This window comes from Agrobacterium vitis, assembly GCF_013337045.2.
Taxonomy (GTDB): Bacteria; Pseudomonadota; Alphaproteobacteria; order Rhizobiales; family Rhizobiaceae; genus Allorhizobium; species Allorhizobium vitis_B.
Genome location: NZ_CP118260.1, coordinates 816702 through 832478 on the forward strand (window position 1 = coordinate 816702; position 15777 = coordinate 832478).

13 protein-coding genes are annotated in these 15777 nt (G+C 57.3%); 6 read left to right on the top strand and 7 right to left on the bottom strand.

Features of this window, described 5'->3' with window-relative positions:
- Positions 1–121: 121 nt before the first annotated feature.
- Positions 122–1045 carry a hydrogen peroxide-inducible genes activator gene (locus G6L01_RS21455; RefSeq protein ID WP_070165615.1) on the bottom strand — a complete coding sequence of 308 codons (924 nt, stop codon included), beginning with the start codon at positions 1043–1045 and terminating at the stop codon, positions 122–124.
- 323 nt (positions 1046–1368) lie between these two features.
- On the opposite strand from G6L01_RS21455, the gene G6L01_RS21460 reads away from it, so the two are divergent.
- Positions 1369–2130: a TetR family transcriptional regulator gene (locus tag G6L01_RS21460; protein ID WP_139190120.1), complete on the top strand. Its 762-nt coding sequence runs from the start codon at positions 1369–1371 to the stop codon at positions 2128–2130.
- Between the two features lie 78 nt (positions 2131–2208).
- On the opposite strand, the gene G6L01_RS21465 is transcribed toward G6L01_RS21460, so the two are convergent.
- Positions 2209–3162 (bottom strand): LysR substrate-binding domain-containing protein, encoded by a 954-nt coding sequence (locus G6L01_RS21465; protein ID WP_070165757.1) that lies wholly within the window; start codon positions 3160–3162, stop codon positions 2209–2211.
- 327 nt (positions 3163–3489) lie between these two features.
- Here G6L01_RS21465 and G6L01_RS21470 point away from each other — a divergent pair, with 327 nt between their 5' ends.
- A complete protein-coding gene (locus G6L01_RS21470; RefSeq protein WP_070165619.1) occupies positions 3490–3789 on the top strand; it encodes a DUF1127 domain-containing protein in 300 nt (99 codons plus the stop codon).
- A 119-nt stretch (positions 3790–3908) separates the two neighbouring features.
- On the opposite strand, the gene G6L01_RS21475 is transcribed toward G6L01_RS21470, so the two are convergent.
- The 5 genes from G6L01_RS21475 to G6L01_RS21495 all read right to left on the bottom strand — a co-directional run bounded on the left by G6L01_RS21475 (position 3909) and on the right by G6L01_RS21495 (position 9632).
- Positions 3909–4808 (bottom strand): DUF937 domain-containing protein, encoded by a 900-nt coding sequence (locus tag G6L01_RS21475; RefSeq protein ID WP_070165622.1) that lies wholly within the window; start codon positions 4806–4808, stop codon positions 3909–3911.
- A gap of 271 nt (positions 4809–5079) precedes the next feature.
- Positions 5080–6453: a glutamate--cysteine ligase gene (locus tag G6L01_RS21480; protein WP_071207128.1), complete on the bottom strand. Its 1374-nt coding sequence runs from the start codon at positions 6451–6453 to the stop codon at positions 5080–5082.
- Positions 6454–6632: 179 nt separating this feature from the next.
- Positions 6633–7370: a 16S rRNA (uracil(1498)-N(3))-methyltransferase gene (locus tag G6L01_RS21485; RefSeq protein WP_070165626.1), complete on the bottom strand. Its 738-nt coding sequence runs from the start codon at positions 7368–7370 to the stop codon at positions 6633–6635.
- 20 nt (positions 7371–7390) lie between these two features.
- Positions 7391–8893 carry an inorganic phosphate transporter gene (locus tag G6L01_RS21490; protein WP_071205768.1) on the bottom strand — a complete coding sequence of 501 codons (1503 nt, stop codon included), beginning with the start codon at positions 8891–8893 and terminating at the stop codon, positions 7391–7393.
- A 346-nt stretch (positions 8894–9239) separates the two neighbouring features.
- Positions 9240–9632 (bottom strand): NUDIX hydrolase, encoded by a 393-nt coding sequence (locus G6L01_RS21495; RefSeq protein ID WP_234624840.1) that lies wholly within the window; start codon positions 9630–9632, stop codon positions 9240–9242.
- A 595-nt stretch (positions 9633–10227) separates the two neighbouring features.
- On the opposite strand from G6L01_RS21495, the gene G6L01_RS21500 reads away from it, so the two are divergent.
- The 4 genes from G6L01_RS21500 (at position 10228) to glcF (ending at position 15739) form a co-directional block, all read left to right on the top strand.
- Positions 10228–11634 carry a DUF6880 family protein gene (locus G6L01_RS21500; protein WP_070165632.1) on the top strand — a complete coding sequence of 469 codons (1407 nt, stop codon included), beginning with the start codon at positions 10228–10230 and terminating at the stop codon, positions 11632–11634.
- Positions 11635–11757: 123 nt separating this feature from the next.
- Positions 11758–13191, top strand: coding sequence for an FAD-linked oxidase C-terminal domain-containing protein (locus tag G6L01_RS21505; protein WP_070165634.1), 1434 nt, complete (start codon positions 11758–11760; stop codon positions 13189–13191).
- Positions 13188–14426, top strand: a complete 1239-nt coding sequence (locus G6L01_RS21510) for an FAD-binding protein (protein WP_070165636.1) — start codon at positions 13188–13190, stop codon at positions 14424–14426. Before G6L01_RS21505 ends, G6L01_RS21510 begins: the two co-directional genes overlap by 4 nt.
- Complete coding sequence (gene glcF, locus G6L01_RS21515; protein ID WP_070165638.1) at positions 14426–15739, top strand: glycolate oxidase subunit GlcF; 1314 nt, start codon at positions 14426–14428, stop codon at positions 15737–15739. Before G6L01_RS21510 ends, glcF begins: the two co-directional genes overlap by 1 nt.
- The last annotated feature ends 38 nt before the right edge of the window (positions 15740–15777 follow it).

Here is a 15777-nt window from a genome sequence, read left to right on the forward strand (position 1 = left end):
GATTTTCCTCTGGATTCCTTTGCATGTAATGCTTGGAGGTTGGCGAGGGCTGGTAACACGTTCATGACAGGAAGGGAATAGCAAAAGCATGGATTGTGGATGACGTTAGTCATCCCCCTTTTTAAACATCCTGCCTCTGTTCTGGCGGTGTCGATTTTTCCCGCGCGCTGGCGGCAAGGCCGTCGGCCAGCGCTTCCATATCGGCTTGGCGGGCGCTGGATCGCCGCCAGATCAGGCCGATTTCGCGGTAGGGCGGCGGATCGGTAAAAGGAATGATGCGGATTTTGTTGCGGCTGGTTTCGGTCTCGATCGCCATTTCGGGAATCAGCGTCATGCCCATGTCGTGGGACACCATCTGGAGCAGTGTCGCCATGGAAGTTGCGCCGAAATTGACCATACTGCGCCGGCTGGCGGTTTTGCAGACGGCCAGCGCCTGGTCACGCAGGCAATGGCCTTCCTCCAGCAGCAGCAACCGGTCGGTATCCACGTCCGCTTCCACCAGGGGTGAGAGAAGCACGGCGTCGTCATTACGGGCGACGGCCATGAAAAACCGATCGACCAGCAGGCTGCGGCAGACCAGAGCGTCCGCATACACCGGCAGCGCCGCGACGACCGCATCCAGTTTGCCGTCATTCAAGTCCGACAGCAGCCGGTCGGTAACTGCTTCCTTGAGCTCGATCTCAATCAAAGGATGATTTTGCCGCAGATAAGGCACCATGCGTGGCACCATATAGGGGGCGACGGTGGGAATGATGCCGATCCGCACCAGACCTTCCAACATGCCGCCATTGTTGCGCGCAGCCTGTTCCAGCCGATCTATTCCCGTCAGGACCTCGCGCACATGGGCCAGGATTTCCAGCCCTTTGGTGGTCAAGATCGTGCTGGCGCGGGTTCGCTCGATCAGCATCACACCCAGATGTTTTTCCATCTCCATGATCTGCGCCGAAAGCGCGGGTTGGCTGACATGGACGAGATCGGCGGCCCGACCGAAATGCAGTGTAGTGGCAAGCGCATCGAAGTAGCGCATTTGACGAATGGTCAGCATGATAAGATTTCCAAATCGAATTTAGAAATAAATACGATTGGAAATTATCGGCCGTCAATGGAACACTGCATTCATTAAGACGAAACATTTTTTAAAATCAATTTTGAAGAACAAAGAGCGTAATCGGAATTCAGGTACCGGGATAGATAATCGGGCGTGAACCAGCGTATTTCAAACTGACACATTCGGACGATGAAGCAGGTATTCATCGTACCTCAAAGTAGTTTCAGGCATCGAAGCAGATACGACCCAGCATCTCCGCTGAACAACCCTACACGTATCTGTTTCGAAAAGGGGCGTCAGAGGCCGTTTTGATACGGTTTTTGACCCCCTATTTTATATGGATTTACCACTTTGCATTAATCAAAACTGAACACCCTTCCAATAGAGCCCTTACCTGTGGTCCACATGATGTGGAAATTATCCTGGGACAGGACGGAATGGTGACGGCGATGAAAGTGCCGAATGAAAGCTCACGAATCAATCCACGCAAGCAGCCAAAGCAGAGGCGCAGTATCCAGCGTGTCGAAAACATTCTGAATTCGGCTGAGTTTCTTATTATCAAGCATGGGGTTTCCCAATTGCGTATGACGGATATTGCCGCCAATGCCGGCGTACCTGTGGGCTCCGTCTACCAATTCTTTCCACAGAAAGCGGCTGTGCTTAAAGCCATCATGGATATGCGCCTGACCAGCCTGGCCGAAGATATTACCATGCGGTTAATGGATGTGCGCGACGAAGCGGATGCGCAGGCTCGTCTGGTGGACCTGATCGAGCGTGGTGCGCGCCTGCATCGTGACAATCCGCTGTGTCGGGAGTTCTGGATCGCAATGTCGACCGATCCCGATCTCGGCGCGTTACAATACAAGGCTCAGGAAGACATTGGCGCGTTGGCGATGAAATGGCTGGGGCCATTTGCCGGTGGTGGGGATGGGCAGGGCAAACACAATCGTTTCCTGTTGGTTGCGGTCCTGAGCGGCGCAGTTTTCCGCGCCATAGCCGAAAAGCATGAGCGAGCCTGGGCGATGTTGGACGAGTGGAAAAAAGCCGCATGCACCATGCTGTTTCAACCCTCGCAAAACTAATTGCGACAGGGTCTGAGGCAATAGGAACGGCCATTTTTAAGGCCGCTCTTATAAGAGAGCCGGACGATCCAGACTGGCTTACCAGCCGGGAATCATATGTCCCGCCCGCAGGCGCGGATAGTAACGGGAATAGGTTTTCGGTTCCCCTTCCATGTCGTCTTCAATAGCTGTCGGATTGATGTTGTCGAGACAGGCGGCGATATGGTCGGTAATGGCGTTCATCAGCGAGGGTGACATGCCGGGACGTTTCATGATGCCGATCTGCACGGGCGGCAGTGGCGGAAAGCCATCCACCTGGCCCAGTACTTTCATACCGGTTCGCAGCGCCGACTCAGGGAGAACAGAAACGGCCAAGCCAGCCAGCACTGCGGCGGCGACCACGGTCGATGACCAACTGGTGAACAGGATCTGATAGTCGCGCCCGTCGGCATCGAGTGCCGAACAGGCCAATTGCCGCCAGTTGCAATCACGCCGCCCAACCGCAAGCGGCACAGGCGCATCGTCGCGCAGGGGGTGGTTGGCCGAAGCCACCCAGCAAAGCGGCTCGGTGCGCATCACATCGGATTGTCTGGCCGCCGGGTTGTGGGTCACAAGCGCGATATCCAGCTCACCCCGGGCCATTTTCTCGGCCAGATCAGTGGAGGGTTCGCAGACGATATAAAGCTCGACATTGGGATGGGTCTTGGCAAAACGGCCAATAATTTCAGGCATGTAGCGGTCGGCATAATCATCCGGTGTGCCGATCCGCAGCGTGCCTTCCAACCGGTTGTCGTCGAAAGCGGCAATCGCCTCGCTGTTCAGCCGGACGATCCGCCGGGCATAGTTTAGCAATTTCTCGCCTTCCGCAGTCAGCCGGTTGCCACGCCCATCCTTGATGAACAATTGCTTGCCGATCCGCTCTTCCAGACGGCGCATCTGCATGGAAACGGCTGATTGGGTCTTGAAGACCCGCCCTGCCGCCTTGGTGAAACTGCCCGTATCGACGATGGCGATGAAGGTTTGCAACTGGTCTGTATCAAGGGGTGCGGACATGGCGGACATTCCATCAGTTGGATTGATGATTACCATTAGAAACATTCACTGGACTGATCAATAGAAATTCGGCAAATCTAGAGCATCGGACTGAAAGTTAAGAACCGGCTTTCGGAAGACTCCGATGCGCAAACAAAAGCTTAGAACACTGTGCTGATTCCGATTGTCGGCACAATGCTCTAAACTGCAAAATGTCAATCGACGCCACGAGTGACCAATTGATGTTCAGTTGTCGCGGTGTCCTCCAACCCCTTCACGGCGTCCCTCCGGCTTGGCTTTCCAAGCGCGGCCGCCCTTTCTCGTGCCGAATTTGAAAGGACTATTGTCATGCGCACGACCAGACAGATCACCGTAGCGGCTTTTCCTCACGCAGAGGGCGCGCTCATCGCAGCCCTTCGCGCCATTGTCTGGACAGTGAATTCTGTGCTGCGCACGCTCAATAACCGCCGTGCGGCTCTTAAGCTCGCGGATCTCGACGATTACCTTCTGCATGATGTCGGTTTGACCCGAGCTGAGTTGGAGGCCGAATTGTCGAAGTCCGGGCCACTGGGAGATCCGTCGGCAAAGCTGGCAGGTGTCGCTCGCGCCAGGACCCGCAAACAGGTGAGCACGCTTTCTCTCGGCTGAAAGATCCCATTTCCACCCGCCATCCCCGCAGGGCGAAAAGCCAATCGGCCCTGCTTTTGCCCGGCAACAGGTTACTGTTGCCGGGTCTTTTTGCCAGCCGACCAGTGTTTGGCCTGCCGTCAGTGCTTGGAGTGAGTGGCGCTTTCGTCTGTCTCTGCGCGAGCATCCTTGCCGGGCGCCGTCACATAGGTCTCAAAAATCTGTTCCACACTTTTCTGATAGCTTTTCTGCACGTTCAGACCACTGTCGAACATGGTGTTGACGATATCCATCATTGATTTTCTGGCTTCGGCTTCCGGGGTCGGCTTTGGTGCCTCGGCTTTGGGGGCTTGCCCCATTGAGCCGCTGACCATGTCCTGCCAGGCCTTGGTGAAGGGATTGTCCAGGAAAGGATTCGTTTCGGTCTTGGGTGCTGCCTTGGCCGCGCTTATGCCCATCATTTGCTGCCAGGCGGCAATAAAGGGATTGTCGAAGGGACCGGGCGATGTCGGTGGGGCCTTCGGTGAAAATCCCGTTGCCTGAAGCCATTCCTGGATCATCCCAGCCATTGGGCCCGCCATCGGGTTATTGGTAAAGGGATTGCTGGCCTGCTGCATCTGTCCAAGGCTCTGCTTGAACAATCCGCCCATGATCGTATCGGCCATAGCTGGCAGCATGCGTTTCAGAATGTCCTGGCCGATGCCGGTGATCTGGGCCGCCTGGGCGGCGACAGCGCGCGACACCTCCTTGGAGCCGAACAATTGTTGCAGAACCTGATTGCCGTCGGCAATGCCCTGGGGTGTAAAGGCCTTGCCCATATCTTCGAAATACTGGGCATAATTGCCTGATGATAAAGCGGTAAACAGGCTGGACAGATCATAAGGATTGGCAGCGGTGCGCTTGAACCCGGAGGAAAAGGCTGGCGTCAATGCGGCGAGCGCCTGCGCCACCTGTTCCTGAGCAAGCCCGAACTGCTTGGCCATGGCATCCATGGCGGCGCCATTCTGTGCTCTTAGTAGCATATCGAACAGTGGCAACATTTGCATTCGCTCCCCGGCACATAGCCTTTTTATACGGTATTCATGCGTTGGCGATACTCCGCATGGTGAGCCGGTGGCTCCAAAACGCAATATGCTCGATCGCCTCGCGTCTTATGCTCCTGTGTTCCAGCATGATTCATGACATGACGCCTGCCAATTCCCATCAGCCGTTTCAAGGAGAAAACCACACGAGAGCCACTATAGCGGGAAATATCCGGCTGCAAATCGTTTTTTTAAGCAAGCACAATGGTTTGGGGTTGGGGTGCCGACCTCAGTATTGATAGGCGGAAAACACAGGCTCCACCTTGCCGTCCCACGGGCCATGAAAGAGATCCAGCATGTCCTGCGCCAGCGAACGGCCTCGCTCCACGATACTGTCCAGCGGTTGCAGATAGATCGATTCGTCTTGACCCTCCGCATTCAGCCGGGCGCGTGCCACAAGACCTGCCCTCGACAAGGCCAGCAAATCGCGGCTAACATCGAGAACAGAGCGACCCTCTACAATGGCATCGAAGCCGAGGGCGGGTGCAGTATCGCGAAGCGCGGTCACCGTTGCCATGTCCCAGCCCGAGGTGAGATCATCGGCCGCCGCAAGCGCGGTGTCGTCATAGAGCAGCCCGACCCAGAAAGCCGAAAGCGCCGTGATATGGCTTTGCGGGCCGCCATCGGCCAGCCGCATTTCCAGGAACCGTTTCAGGCGCACATCGGGAAACAGCGTTCCCAGATGATTGGTCCAGTCTCCCATCGTCGGCTGCCAGGCGGCGATTTCGTCCTTCAAACCGCCTGCCATGAACTGGCGGAAGGTGATGTGGGTACAGTCGTGATAGCGGCCATCCCGCATGACGAAATACATGGGCACGTCCAGCGCCCATTCGACATAATCGATAAAACCGAAATCCGGTTTGAACACGAAGGGCAGCAGGCCGGAGCGGCGATTATCGGTATCGCGCCAGATGTCGCCGCGCCAGGAGAGCAGGCCATTCGGCTTGCCTTCGGTAAAGGGCGAGGCGGCAAACAGCGCCATGGCGATGGATTGCAGCTTTGTGGAAACCCGCATCTTGGTGCGCATGTCGGCTTCAGATGAAAAGTCGAGATTGACCTGGATCGTCGAGCTTCGATACATCATGTCCAACCCCTTCGAGCCAACCTTCGGCATATAGCGGGTCATGATGTCGTAGCGGGATTTCGGCATGCGCGGTGTCTGTTCCAGCGACCAGAGCGGGCTGCCGCCCATGCCCAGAAAGCGGATACCCATCGGCTCGGCGACTTCCCGCAGGATTTCGAGATGCTGGAGGGTTTCGCCCGCCGTTTCATGCAGCGTCTCCAGGGCCGCGCCTGACAGTTCGAACTGCCCGCCCGGCTCGATGGAAATCGCGCCCTGGCCACTGCCACCAGCCAGGCCAATGATGTTTCCGCCATCGATGATCGGTTCCCAGCCAAGCCGGGCCTGCATGCCCTTCAGCAGCGCCGAAATGCTGGCTTCGCCGAAATAGGGAACGGGCGAGAGATCGGCGGTGAAAAAACCGAATTTTTCATGCTCCGTGCCGATACGAAATGTTTCTTTCGGCTTGCACCCCTCTGCCATATAGGCCGCCATCTCCTCACGCGAAGTCAGGGGCGTATCATCGGTTGTATCGCGAGCCATGAAGCCGACCTTGTTCTGCTACAGGTTTTTATTTTCGCATCGGACCGAAAACCGGTTTCCACTTCTCGCTTCGATGCGTTACCGAGGGTTGATAGGGCTGAACCCGGCGGCTGCGCAAGCGAATTTTGCGATTTGAACGTTCAACAATATTGAACGAGATATGCCGGGTTGTTTCAAGTTCATTTCCAATCGCCAATGCTGGCCTGAACCACGGCCAGGGCAGCCACGGCGGCGGTGTCGGCGCGCAGAATGCGCGGCCCCAGCGGAATGGCGGTGACAAAGCCCAGACTGCGCAACAGGCTGCGTTCCTCATCGGAAAAGCCACCTTCCGGGCCGACCAGCAATGCCAGTTGCCGTTCCTTGATTGCGGCCAGTGCCGGCATGGGATTGTCGGTGGCGCTGTCCTCATCACAGAAAATGATCCGGTGGCTGGCAGGCCAGCTTTCCAGCAGGTCCTTGAGCTTGACCAGCGGTGCAACCTTTGGAACGGAAAGGATGCCGCATTGTTCGGCTGCCTCTATCACATTGGCCTGCAACCGTTCGATGCTGCCGATTCTGCCCTGAACATGCTGGGTCATCACCGGCTGGAGCGCACCGGCGCCCATCTCCACCGCCTTCTGGACGAGATAGTCCATCCGTCCGACTTTCAGCGGCGCAAACAGAAATGTCAGATCGCTCGGGCGGGGCTGGGGGCGGGTTTGGCTTTGCGGGATCAGTGCGATGCGTTTGCGGGTGGGAAAGGCAAGGCTTGCCTTCCATTCGCCATCGCGGCCATTGAAGACCAGCACTTCAGCACCTTCGGTGAGGCGCAGGACATTGGCCAGATAGTTATACTGCTCCGGTGTCGTCGCCACTGGGTTTGCGGCTTCCAGCCCGGCCTCGACATAGAGTCTCTGCATCTTGTAATTTGCCCGCATGCCTTATGACCGTCTCATGATTATCGAAAGAGCGCGAACATAACCTGGTAAATCAGCGCTGCAAGCCCTGCGGAGACCGGAAGCGTCACCAACCAGGCGCCCATGATGGTGAGGATGTGGGAGCGACGGACCAGCCGACGCCTGATCACCTCATCGGCATTGGACGGTTTGGGGGCTTTACGCTGCCATTCCGCCGACTTCATCAGCATGTAATCCAGCCGCCGTTTTGAATGGCGGTTATACCATTCCCGGAAAAAGCCGAGGCCAAACACCGCGCCGATGGCGATATGGGTCGAGCTGACCGGCAGGCCCAGCTTGGAGGCAGTGATGACAGTGATAGCGGACGAAAGCGAGACGCAGTAGGCTCGCATCGGGTTGAGTTTGGTGATCTTGGTGCCGACAAGGCGGATCAGCCTTGGGCCAAACAGCAGCAGTCCGGTGGAAATGCCGAGCGCCCCAATGGTGACGACCCAAAGCGGTGCGGTCATGCGCGTATTCAGATCATTCGACATGACCGTATGAACAATCGCCGCCAGCGGGCCGATGGCGTTGGAAACGTCGTTGGCGCCATGCGCGAAGGACAGCAGGGCAGCAGCACCAATCAACGGCATCCGAAACAGTTTGCGCAAGGATTGATTACGGTTTTCCAGTCCTACAGCCTGCTGGCGCACGATAGGCCGGGCCACAAGCCAGGCAATGGTGCCGATCACCAGGCCGAACAGAACGGCTCGATCCGAGATAATCGTAAAGCCCATGCCAGTGGTTTTCAGACTGAGATAGCAACTGAAGCAACCCGCCATTAATCCGATCAGAATCGGCACCCACCGGCGTGCCTGGGCGATCTTGTCGGGGCGGTAAACGATCAGGTCGTAGATCAGAAACAGGATGGTGGCCGCGATCAATCCGCCCAGCACCGGCGAAATTATCCATCCGAGCGTGATGGTGGCAATCGTCTGCCAATTGACGGCGGCGGTGCCCATGGCAGAGGCGGCGGCCCCCATGACGCTGCCGACAATCGAATGGGTTGTGGAGACCGGGGCATTGGCCCAGGTGGCGAGATTGATCCAGAGGGCTGCGGCCAACAGCGCCGCCATCATGATCCAGATAAAGGTTTGGGGATTACCAACCAGGGATGGCGCCAGGATACCTGAGGAAATCGTATCGGTGACTTCGCTTCCGGCAATCATCGCCCCGGCAATTTCGAAAAATGCCGCCATCACCAGCGCGCCGGTCATCGTCATGGCCCGGGCGCCCACCGCCGCCCCGACATTGTTGGTCACGTCATTGGCACCGATATTCAGCGCCATGTAGCCGGCAAGTGCGGCTGCGGCGATGATGATGGCGGAGCCCGTCCGGTCTGCTGCAAAACCGAGCGCGAAAACCGCGGCAAAGATCAGGAAGATCAGCGCCATGCCATAGGGAGCCGCACCACGTGCCACATGCTGGGCGGCACGTTCGAGCAGGGTCAGCCGGTCAAGATCCTTGTCCAGCATTGGTCGGGCGTATTTTGGAGGCTTACTCATGCTTGGCGTGCTGGTTCTATCATAGACGTGGGCCACATGGGTAAAAACCGATGTCGCGCCAATGGGAGGGGGCCTTGGGAGAGGCCCGTGAGAAGGAAGGACTGATATGCGGCGCACTCTGGTTAGTTTGGCCGCACGGTGCTGTAGCGCATAATTGCCTGGATCGGAATTGATTTAAAATGTGTCAGAGAAAAAGTCGAACTCGGATTCTCTGACAGCCTCTTCAATAACAGGCACTCGCCAGCAACTCTCTCTTCTCTATCGACAATAGCGCGAAATGCCTATGGTATCCGATAGAAAGATAATAGCCGATTGTGATAACCGTAAGACGTCACTTATCGGCAAATCAGCCCGTTTTTGCGGCATTGCGCTGGCGTGACAGGGAAAGAAGATGAAAAAGCCGTTTTAATTGTGGTTCCTGCACCCGGCTAGCGGCAACGTCGCAGCTTACCCATTCCAATATGCGGGTGCCTTTTTCCGGATAATCGTCAACAAACTCGCGCACTTCCAGCAGGTAGACCTTCACCTCACACGGGATTTTCAGCCCGTCCGGCATGCCTTTCATATAATGATAAGAACCGAAACTGGTTTTGGCGATCTTTCCCTTGACGCCAGCTTCCTCGTAAGCCTCACGCTGGGCCACCAGATGCGACTTTTTTGAGCCCATGGGCCAGCCCTTGGGAATGACCCATCGCCCGGTGTCGCGGCTGGTGATCAATAGAACTTCCAAAAGACCCATTTCAGTTTCGTGATAGCAAAGCGCGGCAAATTGCTGCTTAGGCGGGCGCCGAAACATCAATTCCAAATCCGACACGATACGCTGTAAAATAGCCAATGCTTAAATCCGTATTTTTGATTATTGTAATATAGCTGATTCCCGCAAGGGTTGGTAGTTGTTTCATCGCACAGGAAAAAATCACGGTCGGTAGACCGAGTCTCCCATTATACAACTCATGAATGTCGTCATGCAATTGTCATGAGGAGCTGTCTGTTATGCGCTCATCGCAGTGCGGCGTTCTTATCCTGGCGGGTTTGAGCAGATTGAACCCTTGCCCACCGATCGCGGTATTTCGAGGCAAAGGAGTTGCGTGTACATAGAGTGGCCGAAAACCAAACGATTCGGTGATTACGCGTCAGTGTCGCGAATGATGAAGATTCGCATGGCCGCGAAATTTTGTCGCTGATCGTCTTTTTTGTTGCTTCATGTCGGCATTTTCTTCAATTACACCGAAAATAATTCCTAAATATGTCCTTATTTGCGTTTTTGCCAAAGGGCGCTTCTTTTGCGGTTCATCCCGGGTTCTTATGGTGGGCGCGTTTTGAGAGAGAAGACGATGGCAAAGAAAACTGCTGCGAAGTTCGATCGTGCCGGGCTGGCATCGCTTGGCGCAGAAAAACTGGCGGAGATCCTGCTGGATGAGGCTAGCGCCAATAAAGCCTTGAAACTGCGCCTGCAAGCGGCTCTTGCGGGGACAGCGGGATCGACGAAAGTGCTTGCCCGGATCGACAAGCGCCTGGATCAGATCGAACGCTCTGCCTCCGGCATCACCGCCAACCGCGCGCGCGAATTGTCCACCGAATTGGGTGGCATGATGCGGACCATTGGCGGAGAGCTTGGCGATGATCCGGTTGCCGCAGCCGAGCGGATGGTGCGGATGATGTCGGTGATGCTGGGGATGACGCATCGCTTATACGACCGCAGCGCCAAGCTGGAAAAACTGTCGGAAGAAATTATTGCTGCCGCAGTTTCGATGATTGCGGCGTTACCAGAGACAGGTCAGGTCATGCTGGTGCCGATACTGGAAAAAGTCCGGGACGCTGACAAGCACCACGAACTGGGCGATGTCTTTTCACAAGTGATGGCAGTGCTTGGTGCAGCCGCCGCCGATACCTGGAAGCAATTGCTGGAAGGAGCGCTCAAGAACAATCGTTCGCCACACCATATCCTGAAACTCCTCCAGGATCTCGCCGTAAAGCGGCAGGATTTCGATGAAGTGATCCGGTTGGAAGAGGCGAAGCCTGAACTCTATCAGGATAGTCTTGTCCTCGCGCATCTGCTGTTTGACGCGCAGCGTTTCGAGCAGGCACTTGAGTGGGTGCGCAGAAAGCCAAAGGGCATGCGTGTCATCCGTATCGGCGGGATGACGGCAGCGGCTGGCCCGGACTATGGTGTGCAGGAGCGCAAACTGCTGGAGGCCGATACTCTCGAACGCCTCAAACGGCGAGGGGATGCCCAGGCTTTGCGCTGGCAGGAATTCTGCGAGACATTCGAGCCAGACGTGCTGCGGACCTATATTGCCAAGCTGGACGACTTCGCCGAATTCGAGGAGATGGACAAGGCGCTGGATCTGGTGATGAACAGTAAGGATGCAACCAAATCCCTTTGGTTTTTGATCGGCTGGCCAAAGCTTGATCTTGCCGCGCGGCTGGTGATTGACCATGCGCCTGACTGGGACGGTCGCCAATATGAACTGCTCTCCACCGCAGCGGAGAAGCTCTCGGAAGAGCAACCGGAGGCGGCAACGGTGCTCTACCGGGTGTTGGTCAGTGACATTCTAAAGCGCAGTGCGTCACAAGCCTATCACCATGCCGCGTCCTATCTTGCGGCGCTGGCCGATCTGGCACCACGTGTATCGGCCATTAACGGCCAATACGATCATGTCAGGTTCATGCAGAACCTGAGACTAAAGCACGCCAAGAAATATTCGTTCTGGATGCTGCTGCCCGAAGACCTTCGCTGACAAAGTCTTGAGGTGGCAGCAAACAGCAGATGAGGAGGATGCCGATCTCCGCACGGTTTTCATTTGAGGAATTGCCCGACGCAGATAAGGTGCTTCCTCTGAGCGGCGCTTCGGGAGGACTGGATGGCCGATACAATTGAATTTCTAAAGCCCGATGCTGGCATTCTTGATCGGCGTGACCGGATCGTCGCCGAGCTGTCGGCAATCCTGCCTAGGGAGCGGCTGATCCATAAGCCAAGAGAGCTGGTGCCCTTCGAGACCGATGGGTTTCTGGCCTATCGCCGTCAGCCGCTCTGTGTTGCCCTGCCTGAAACCACGGCACAGGTGGCCGCTGTGATGCAATATTGCCATCGCCATAAGCTACCGGTCGTGCCGCGTGGGGCGGGTACCTCGCTTTCCGGCGGCGCGATTCCCCAGGAGGATGCGGTGGTGATCGGCCTGTCGGCCATGACCCGGATTCTCGACATTGATTTCATGAACCGCACTGCCACCGTTCAGGCCGGGGTGACCAATCTGGCGATCTCGGAAGCGGTCGGACCGCAGGGATTTTTCTACGCGCCCGATCCCAGTTCGCAGCTGGCCTGCACGATTGGCGGCAATATCGGCATGAATTCCGGTGGTGCCCACTGTCTGAAATATGGCGTGACCACCAATAATCTTCTCGGCGTGAAGATGGTGCTGGTCGATGGCACGGTGATTGACCTGGGCGGCAAGGCGCTCGATAGCAGCGGTTACGATCTGCTTGGCCTGATCTGTGGTTCGGAAGGCCAACTCGGTATCGTCACCGAGGCGACCGTGCGGCTGCTGGCCAAGCCGGAAGGCGCGCGTCCGGTCTTGTTCGGCTTCGACAGTGCCGAGGCCGCTGGCACTTGCGTTGCCGATATTATCGGAGCAGGCATCGTGCCGGTGGCAATGGAATTCATGGACAAGCCCGCCATCGAGATTTGCGAGGCTTTTGCCCATGCCGGGTATCCTATGGATGTCGAGGCACTGCTGATTATCGAGGTCGAGGGATCGGACGCCGAGATGGAGGCGATGCTGGCCGATATTTGCGAAATCGCCCGCCGCCATGGGGTGAAAACCATCCGCGAAAGCCAATCGGCGACGGAGGCAGCTCTGATCTGGAAAGGTCGCAAATCCGCCTTCGGGGCAACGGGCCGGATTGCCGATTATATCTGCATGGATGGCACGGTGCCGCTCAGCCAATTGGCCTATGTGCTGAAAAAGACATCGGAAATCATCGACCGTTACGGTCTGCGGGTCGCCAATGTCTTTCACGCTGGCGATGGCAATATGCATCCTCTGATCCTCTACAACATAAACGATCCCGAAGATGCCGCCAAGGCCGAGGCGGCGGGCAATGAAATCCTCAAGCTCTGCGTCGATGCCGGTGGCTGCCTGACCGGCGAGCATGGCGTCGGCATCGAAAAACGCGACCTGATGCACCATCAGTTTTCCAAGGCCGATCTTGCCCAGCAAATGGCGGTCCGCGCGGCTTTCGACCCGGATTGGCTGCTCAACCCCAGCAAGGTCTTTCCGCTGGAGGGCCGGGCGTGAGCGCGTTTCTGGTGCCGCAAACGGAAGCCGAGGCTGCGGCGATCATTGCCGAGAGCGCAGCGACGGGCAGGACGCTGGCCATCAAGGGTGGCGGCACGCGCTCAGGCTTCGGCAATCGCCTCGAGACGGATGCGATACTGTCATCCACCGGGCTTTCCGGGATAATTGCCTATAATCCGGCAGAAATGGTGCTGACCGCGAAAGCCGGGACGCCGATGGCCGAGATCGAGGCAGCGGTGGCTGAGAAAGGCCAGTCACTGGCCTTTGAGCCACCGGATCATCGCGGTTTGATGGGGACGACAGGGGAACCGACGATTGGCGGCGCCTTCAGCGTCAATGCTTCCGGTCCTCGGCGCTTTGTGGCAGGGGCGGCGCGCGATCACCTGCTGGGTGTCCGTTTCGTCAATGGCAAAGGCGAGGCGATCAAAGCAGGCGGGCGAGTGATGAAGAATGTCACCGGGCTCGATCTGGCGAAGCTTCTGGCCGGTTCGCACGGCACGCTTGGGTTTTTGACGGAAGTCACCTTCAAGGTTCTGCCGCGTCCGCGCCTGACGCAAACCGTCGTGGTGTCAGGTCTTGACGACGCGGCTGCCGCCCATGCCATGGCCGTCGCGCTTGCCATGCCGGTCGAGGTAACGGGTGCTGCCCATCTGCCGGAATTGGTTCGGCCCCGCCTGATCGACGGAAATCTACCGGAGGGACCCGCTACGGTATTACGGCTGGAAGGCCTGCCTGCCTCGGTGCGCGAGCGGGCGGAAAAGCTGCTTGCGGTGATGGGACGGCTTGGACCCGCCACGCTGCTGGATGAGCCGCAAAGCCTTGTTGTTTGGCAGGAAATCCGCGATGTGCGCCCCTTTACGGCCATGTTGTCCAAGCCGGTCTGGAAAGTCTCCGTCGCACCGACGGCAGGTCATCACCTGGTCGCTGGCCTGCGCCTGCATGCAGCTATCGACGCCTTTTACGACTGGCAGGGCGGCCTGGTCTGGATGCAGATGGAAGCGGATACCGATGCAGACCTTGTTCGAACCGGCATCAAAGCTCTGGGTGGAGGCCATGCGACATTGATGCGGGCCAGTGATGCACAAAGGATGTCGATTGCTGCTTTTGAACCGGAGGAAGCCGCAGTTTCGATGTTGTCGCAGCGGTTGCGGGAAAAATTCGACCCGTCGGGGATATTTAATCCGGGGTTCACGGGCGCAGGTTTGGCCAGTCAGCGAACAGGAAGCGGTAGATAATGCAGACGAATTTCACGCTGGCCCAGCTTGCCGATCCAAAAACCGCAGAAGCCGAGAGCATCCTGCGCCGCTGTGTGCATTGCGGTTTCTGCACCGCGACCTGTCCCACCTATGTCACGCTTGGCAATGAGTTGGACAGTCCGCGCGGGCGCATCTATCTGATCAAGGATATGCTTGAAAACGGGCGGGCAGCGGATGAGGAAATCGTCACGCATATCGATCGATGTCTTTCCTGCCTGGCCTGTACGACGACCTGTCCCTCCGGTGTCGATTACATGCATCTGGTGGATCATGCGCGCAACCATATCGAAAACACCTATCAAAGGCCGCTTGTCGACCGGTTGATCCGCACGCTGCTGGCCGCGGTGCTGCCCTATCCGGGACGTATGCGGGTGGCGCTGGCCTTTTCCCGGTTTGGACGCCCGTTTGCGCCGCTGATGGAGCGTGTTGCCGCCTTGAAGCCGATGGCCGCGATGTTGCGACTGGCGCCTCAGGATGTGCCCTATCCATCGCCCATCTCACGTCCGGGCTTGCATTCTGCGCGGGGCAATCGCAAAGGCCGGGTGGCGCTTTTGACCGGCTGCGCTCAGTCGGTGCTCGACCCCGGTATCAATGACGCCACCGTTGCGCTCCTGACCCGGCTCGGTATCGAAGTCGTCGTTCCCAAGGGGGAGGGCTGTTGCGGGGCACTGGTGCATCACATGGGGCGTGAGACGGATGCGCTTGCCGCAGCCCGGCGCAATATTGATGCCTGGATGGCGGAGATCGGGTCGGGTGAGACAAGCGCTCTGGATGCCATCGTTATCACCACATCCGGCTGCGGCACGACCATCAAGGATTACGGCCATATGCTGCGCCACGACCCGGTCTATAGCGCCAAGGCAGCACGGGTCTCGGCGCTTGCGAAGGACGTGAGCGAGTATGTCGCCGGTCTGGATCTGCCGCAGCAGGCGGATAGGGGCGTGACCGTTGCCTATCATTCCGCCTGTTCGCTGCAACACGGCCAGAAGGTGACGGCCCTGCCGAAATTACTGCTGAAAACAGCGGGCTTTACGGTGCGCGATCCGGCGGAAGGGCATTTATGCTGCGGCTCGGCCGGAACCTATAATATTCTCCAGCAGGAGATTTCTCAGCAATTAAAGGCCCGCAAACTGCGCAATATCCAGGCCGTCAACCCGGATGTTATCGCTGCCGGCAATGTCGGCTGTATGACCCAGATCGGTTCGGGAACCGACATTCCTGTCGTCCACACTATAGAGTTGCTCAACTGGGCGTTTGGCGGAGAAAAACCCCAGAAATTAAAGGATTTATAATCGCTGCATGCAATGATCGGTTTTTAGCAACCCTGTTG

Bases quoted from the DNA above. Each gene is read 5' to 3' on its own strand.
- G6L01_RS21490 (WP_071205768.1), bottom strand. From the start codon at position 8,893: ATGAGTAAGCCTCCAAAATACGCCCGACCAATGCTGGACAAGGATCTT.
- G6L01_RS21495 (WP_234624840.1), bottom strand. From the start codon at position 9,632: ATGGGTCTTTTGGAAGTTCTATTGATCACCAGCCGCGACACCGGGCGA.
- G6L01_RS21455 (WP_070165615.1), bottom strand. From the start codon at position 1,045: ATGCTGACCATTCGTCAAATGCGCTACTTCGATGCGCTTGCCACTACA.
- G6L01_RS21475 (WP_070165622.1), bottom strand. From the start codon at position 4,808: ATGTTGCCACTGTTCGATATGCTACTAAGAGCACAGAATGGCGCCGCC.
- G6L01_RS21465 (WP_070165757.1), bottom strand. From the start codon at position 3,162: ATGTCCGCACCCCTTGATACAGACCAGTTGCAAACCTTCATCGCCATC.
- G6L01_RS21505 (WP_070165634.1), top strand. From the start codon at position 11,758: ATGGCCGATACAATTGAATTTCTAAAGCCCGATGCTGGCATTCTTGAT.
- glcF (WP_070165638.1), top strand. From the start codon at position 14,426: ATGCAGACGAATTTCACGCTGGCCCAGCTTGCCGATCCAAAAACCGCA.
- G6L01_RS21480 (WP_071207128.1), bottom strand. From the start codon at position 6,453: ATGGCTCGCGATACAACCGATGATACGCCCCTGACTTCGCGTGAGGAG.
- G6L01_RS21500 (WP_070165632.1), top strand. From the start codon at position 10,228: ATGGCAAAGAAAACTGCTGCGAAGTTCGATCGTGCCGGGCTGGCATCG.
- G6L01_RS21470 (WP_070165619.1), top strand. From the start codon at position 3,490: ATGCGCACGACCAGACAGATCACCGTAGCGGCTTTTCCTCACGCAGAG.
- G6L01_RS21485 (WP_070165626.1), bottom strand. From the start codon at position 7,370: ATGCGGGCAAATTACAAGATGCAGAGACTCTATGTCGAGGCCGGGCTG.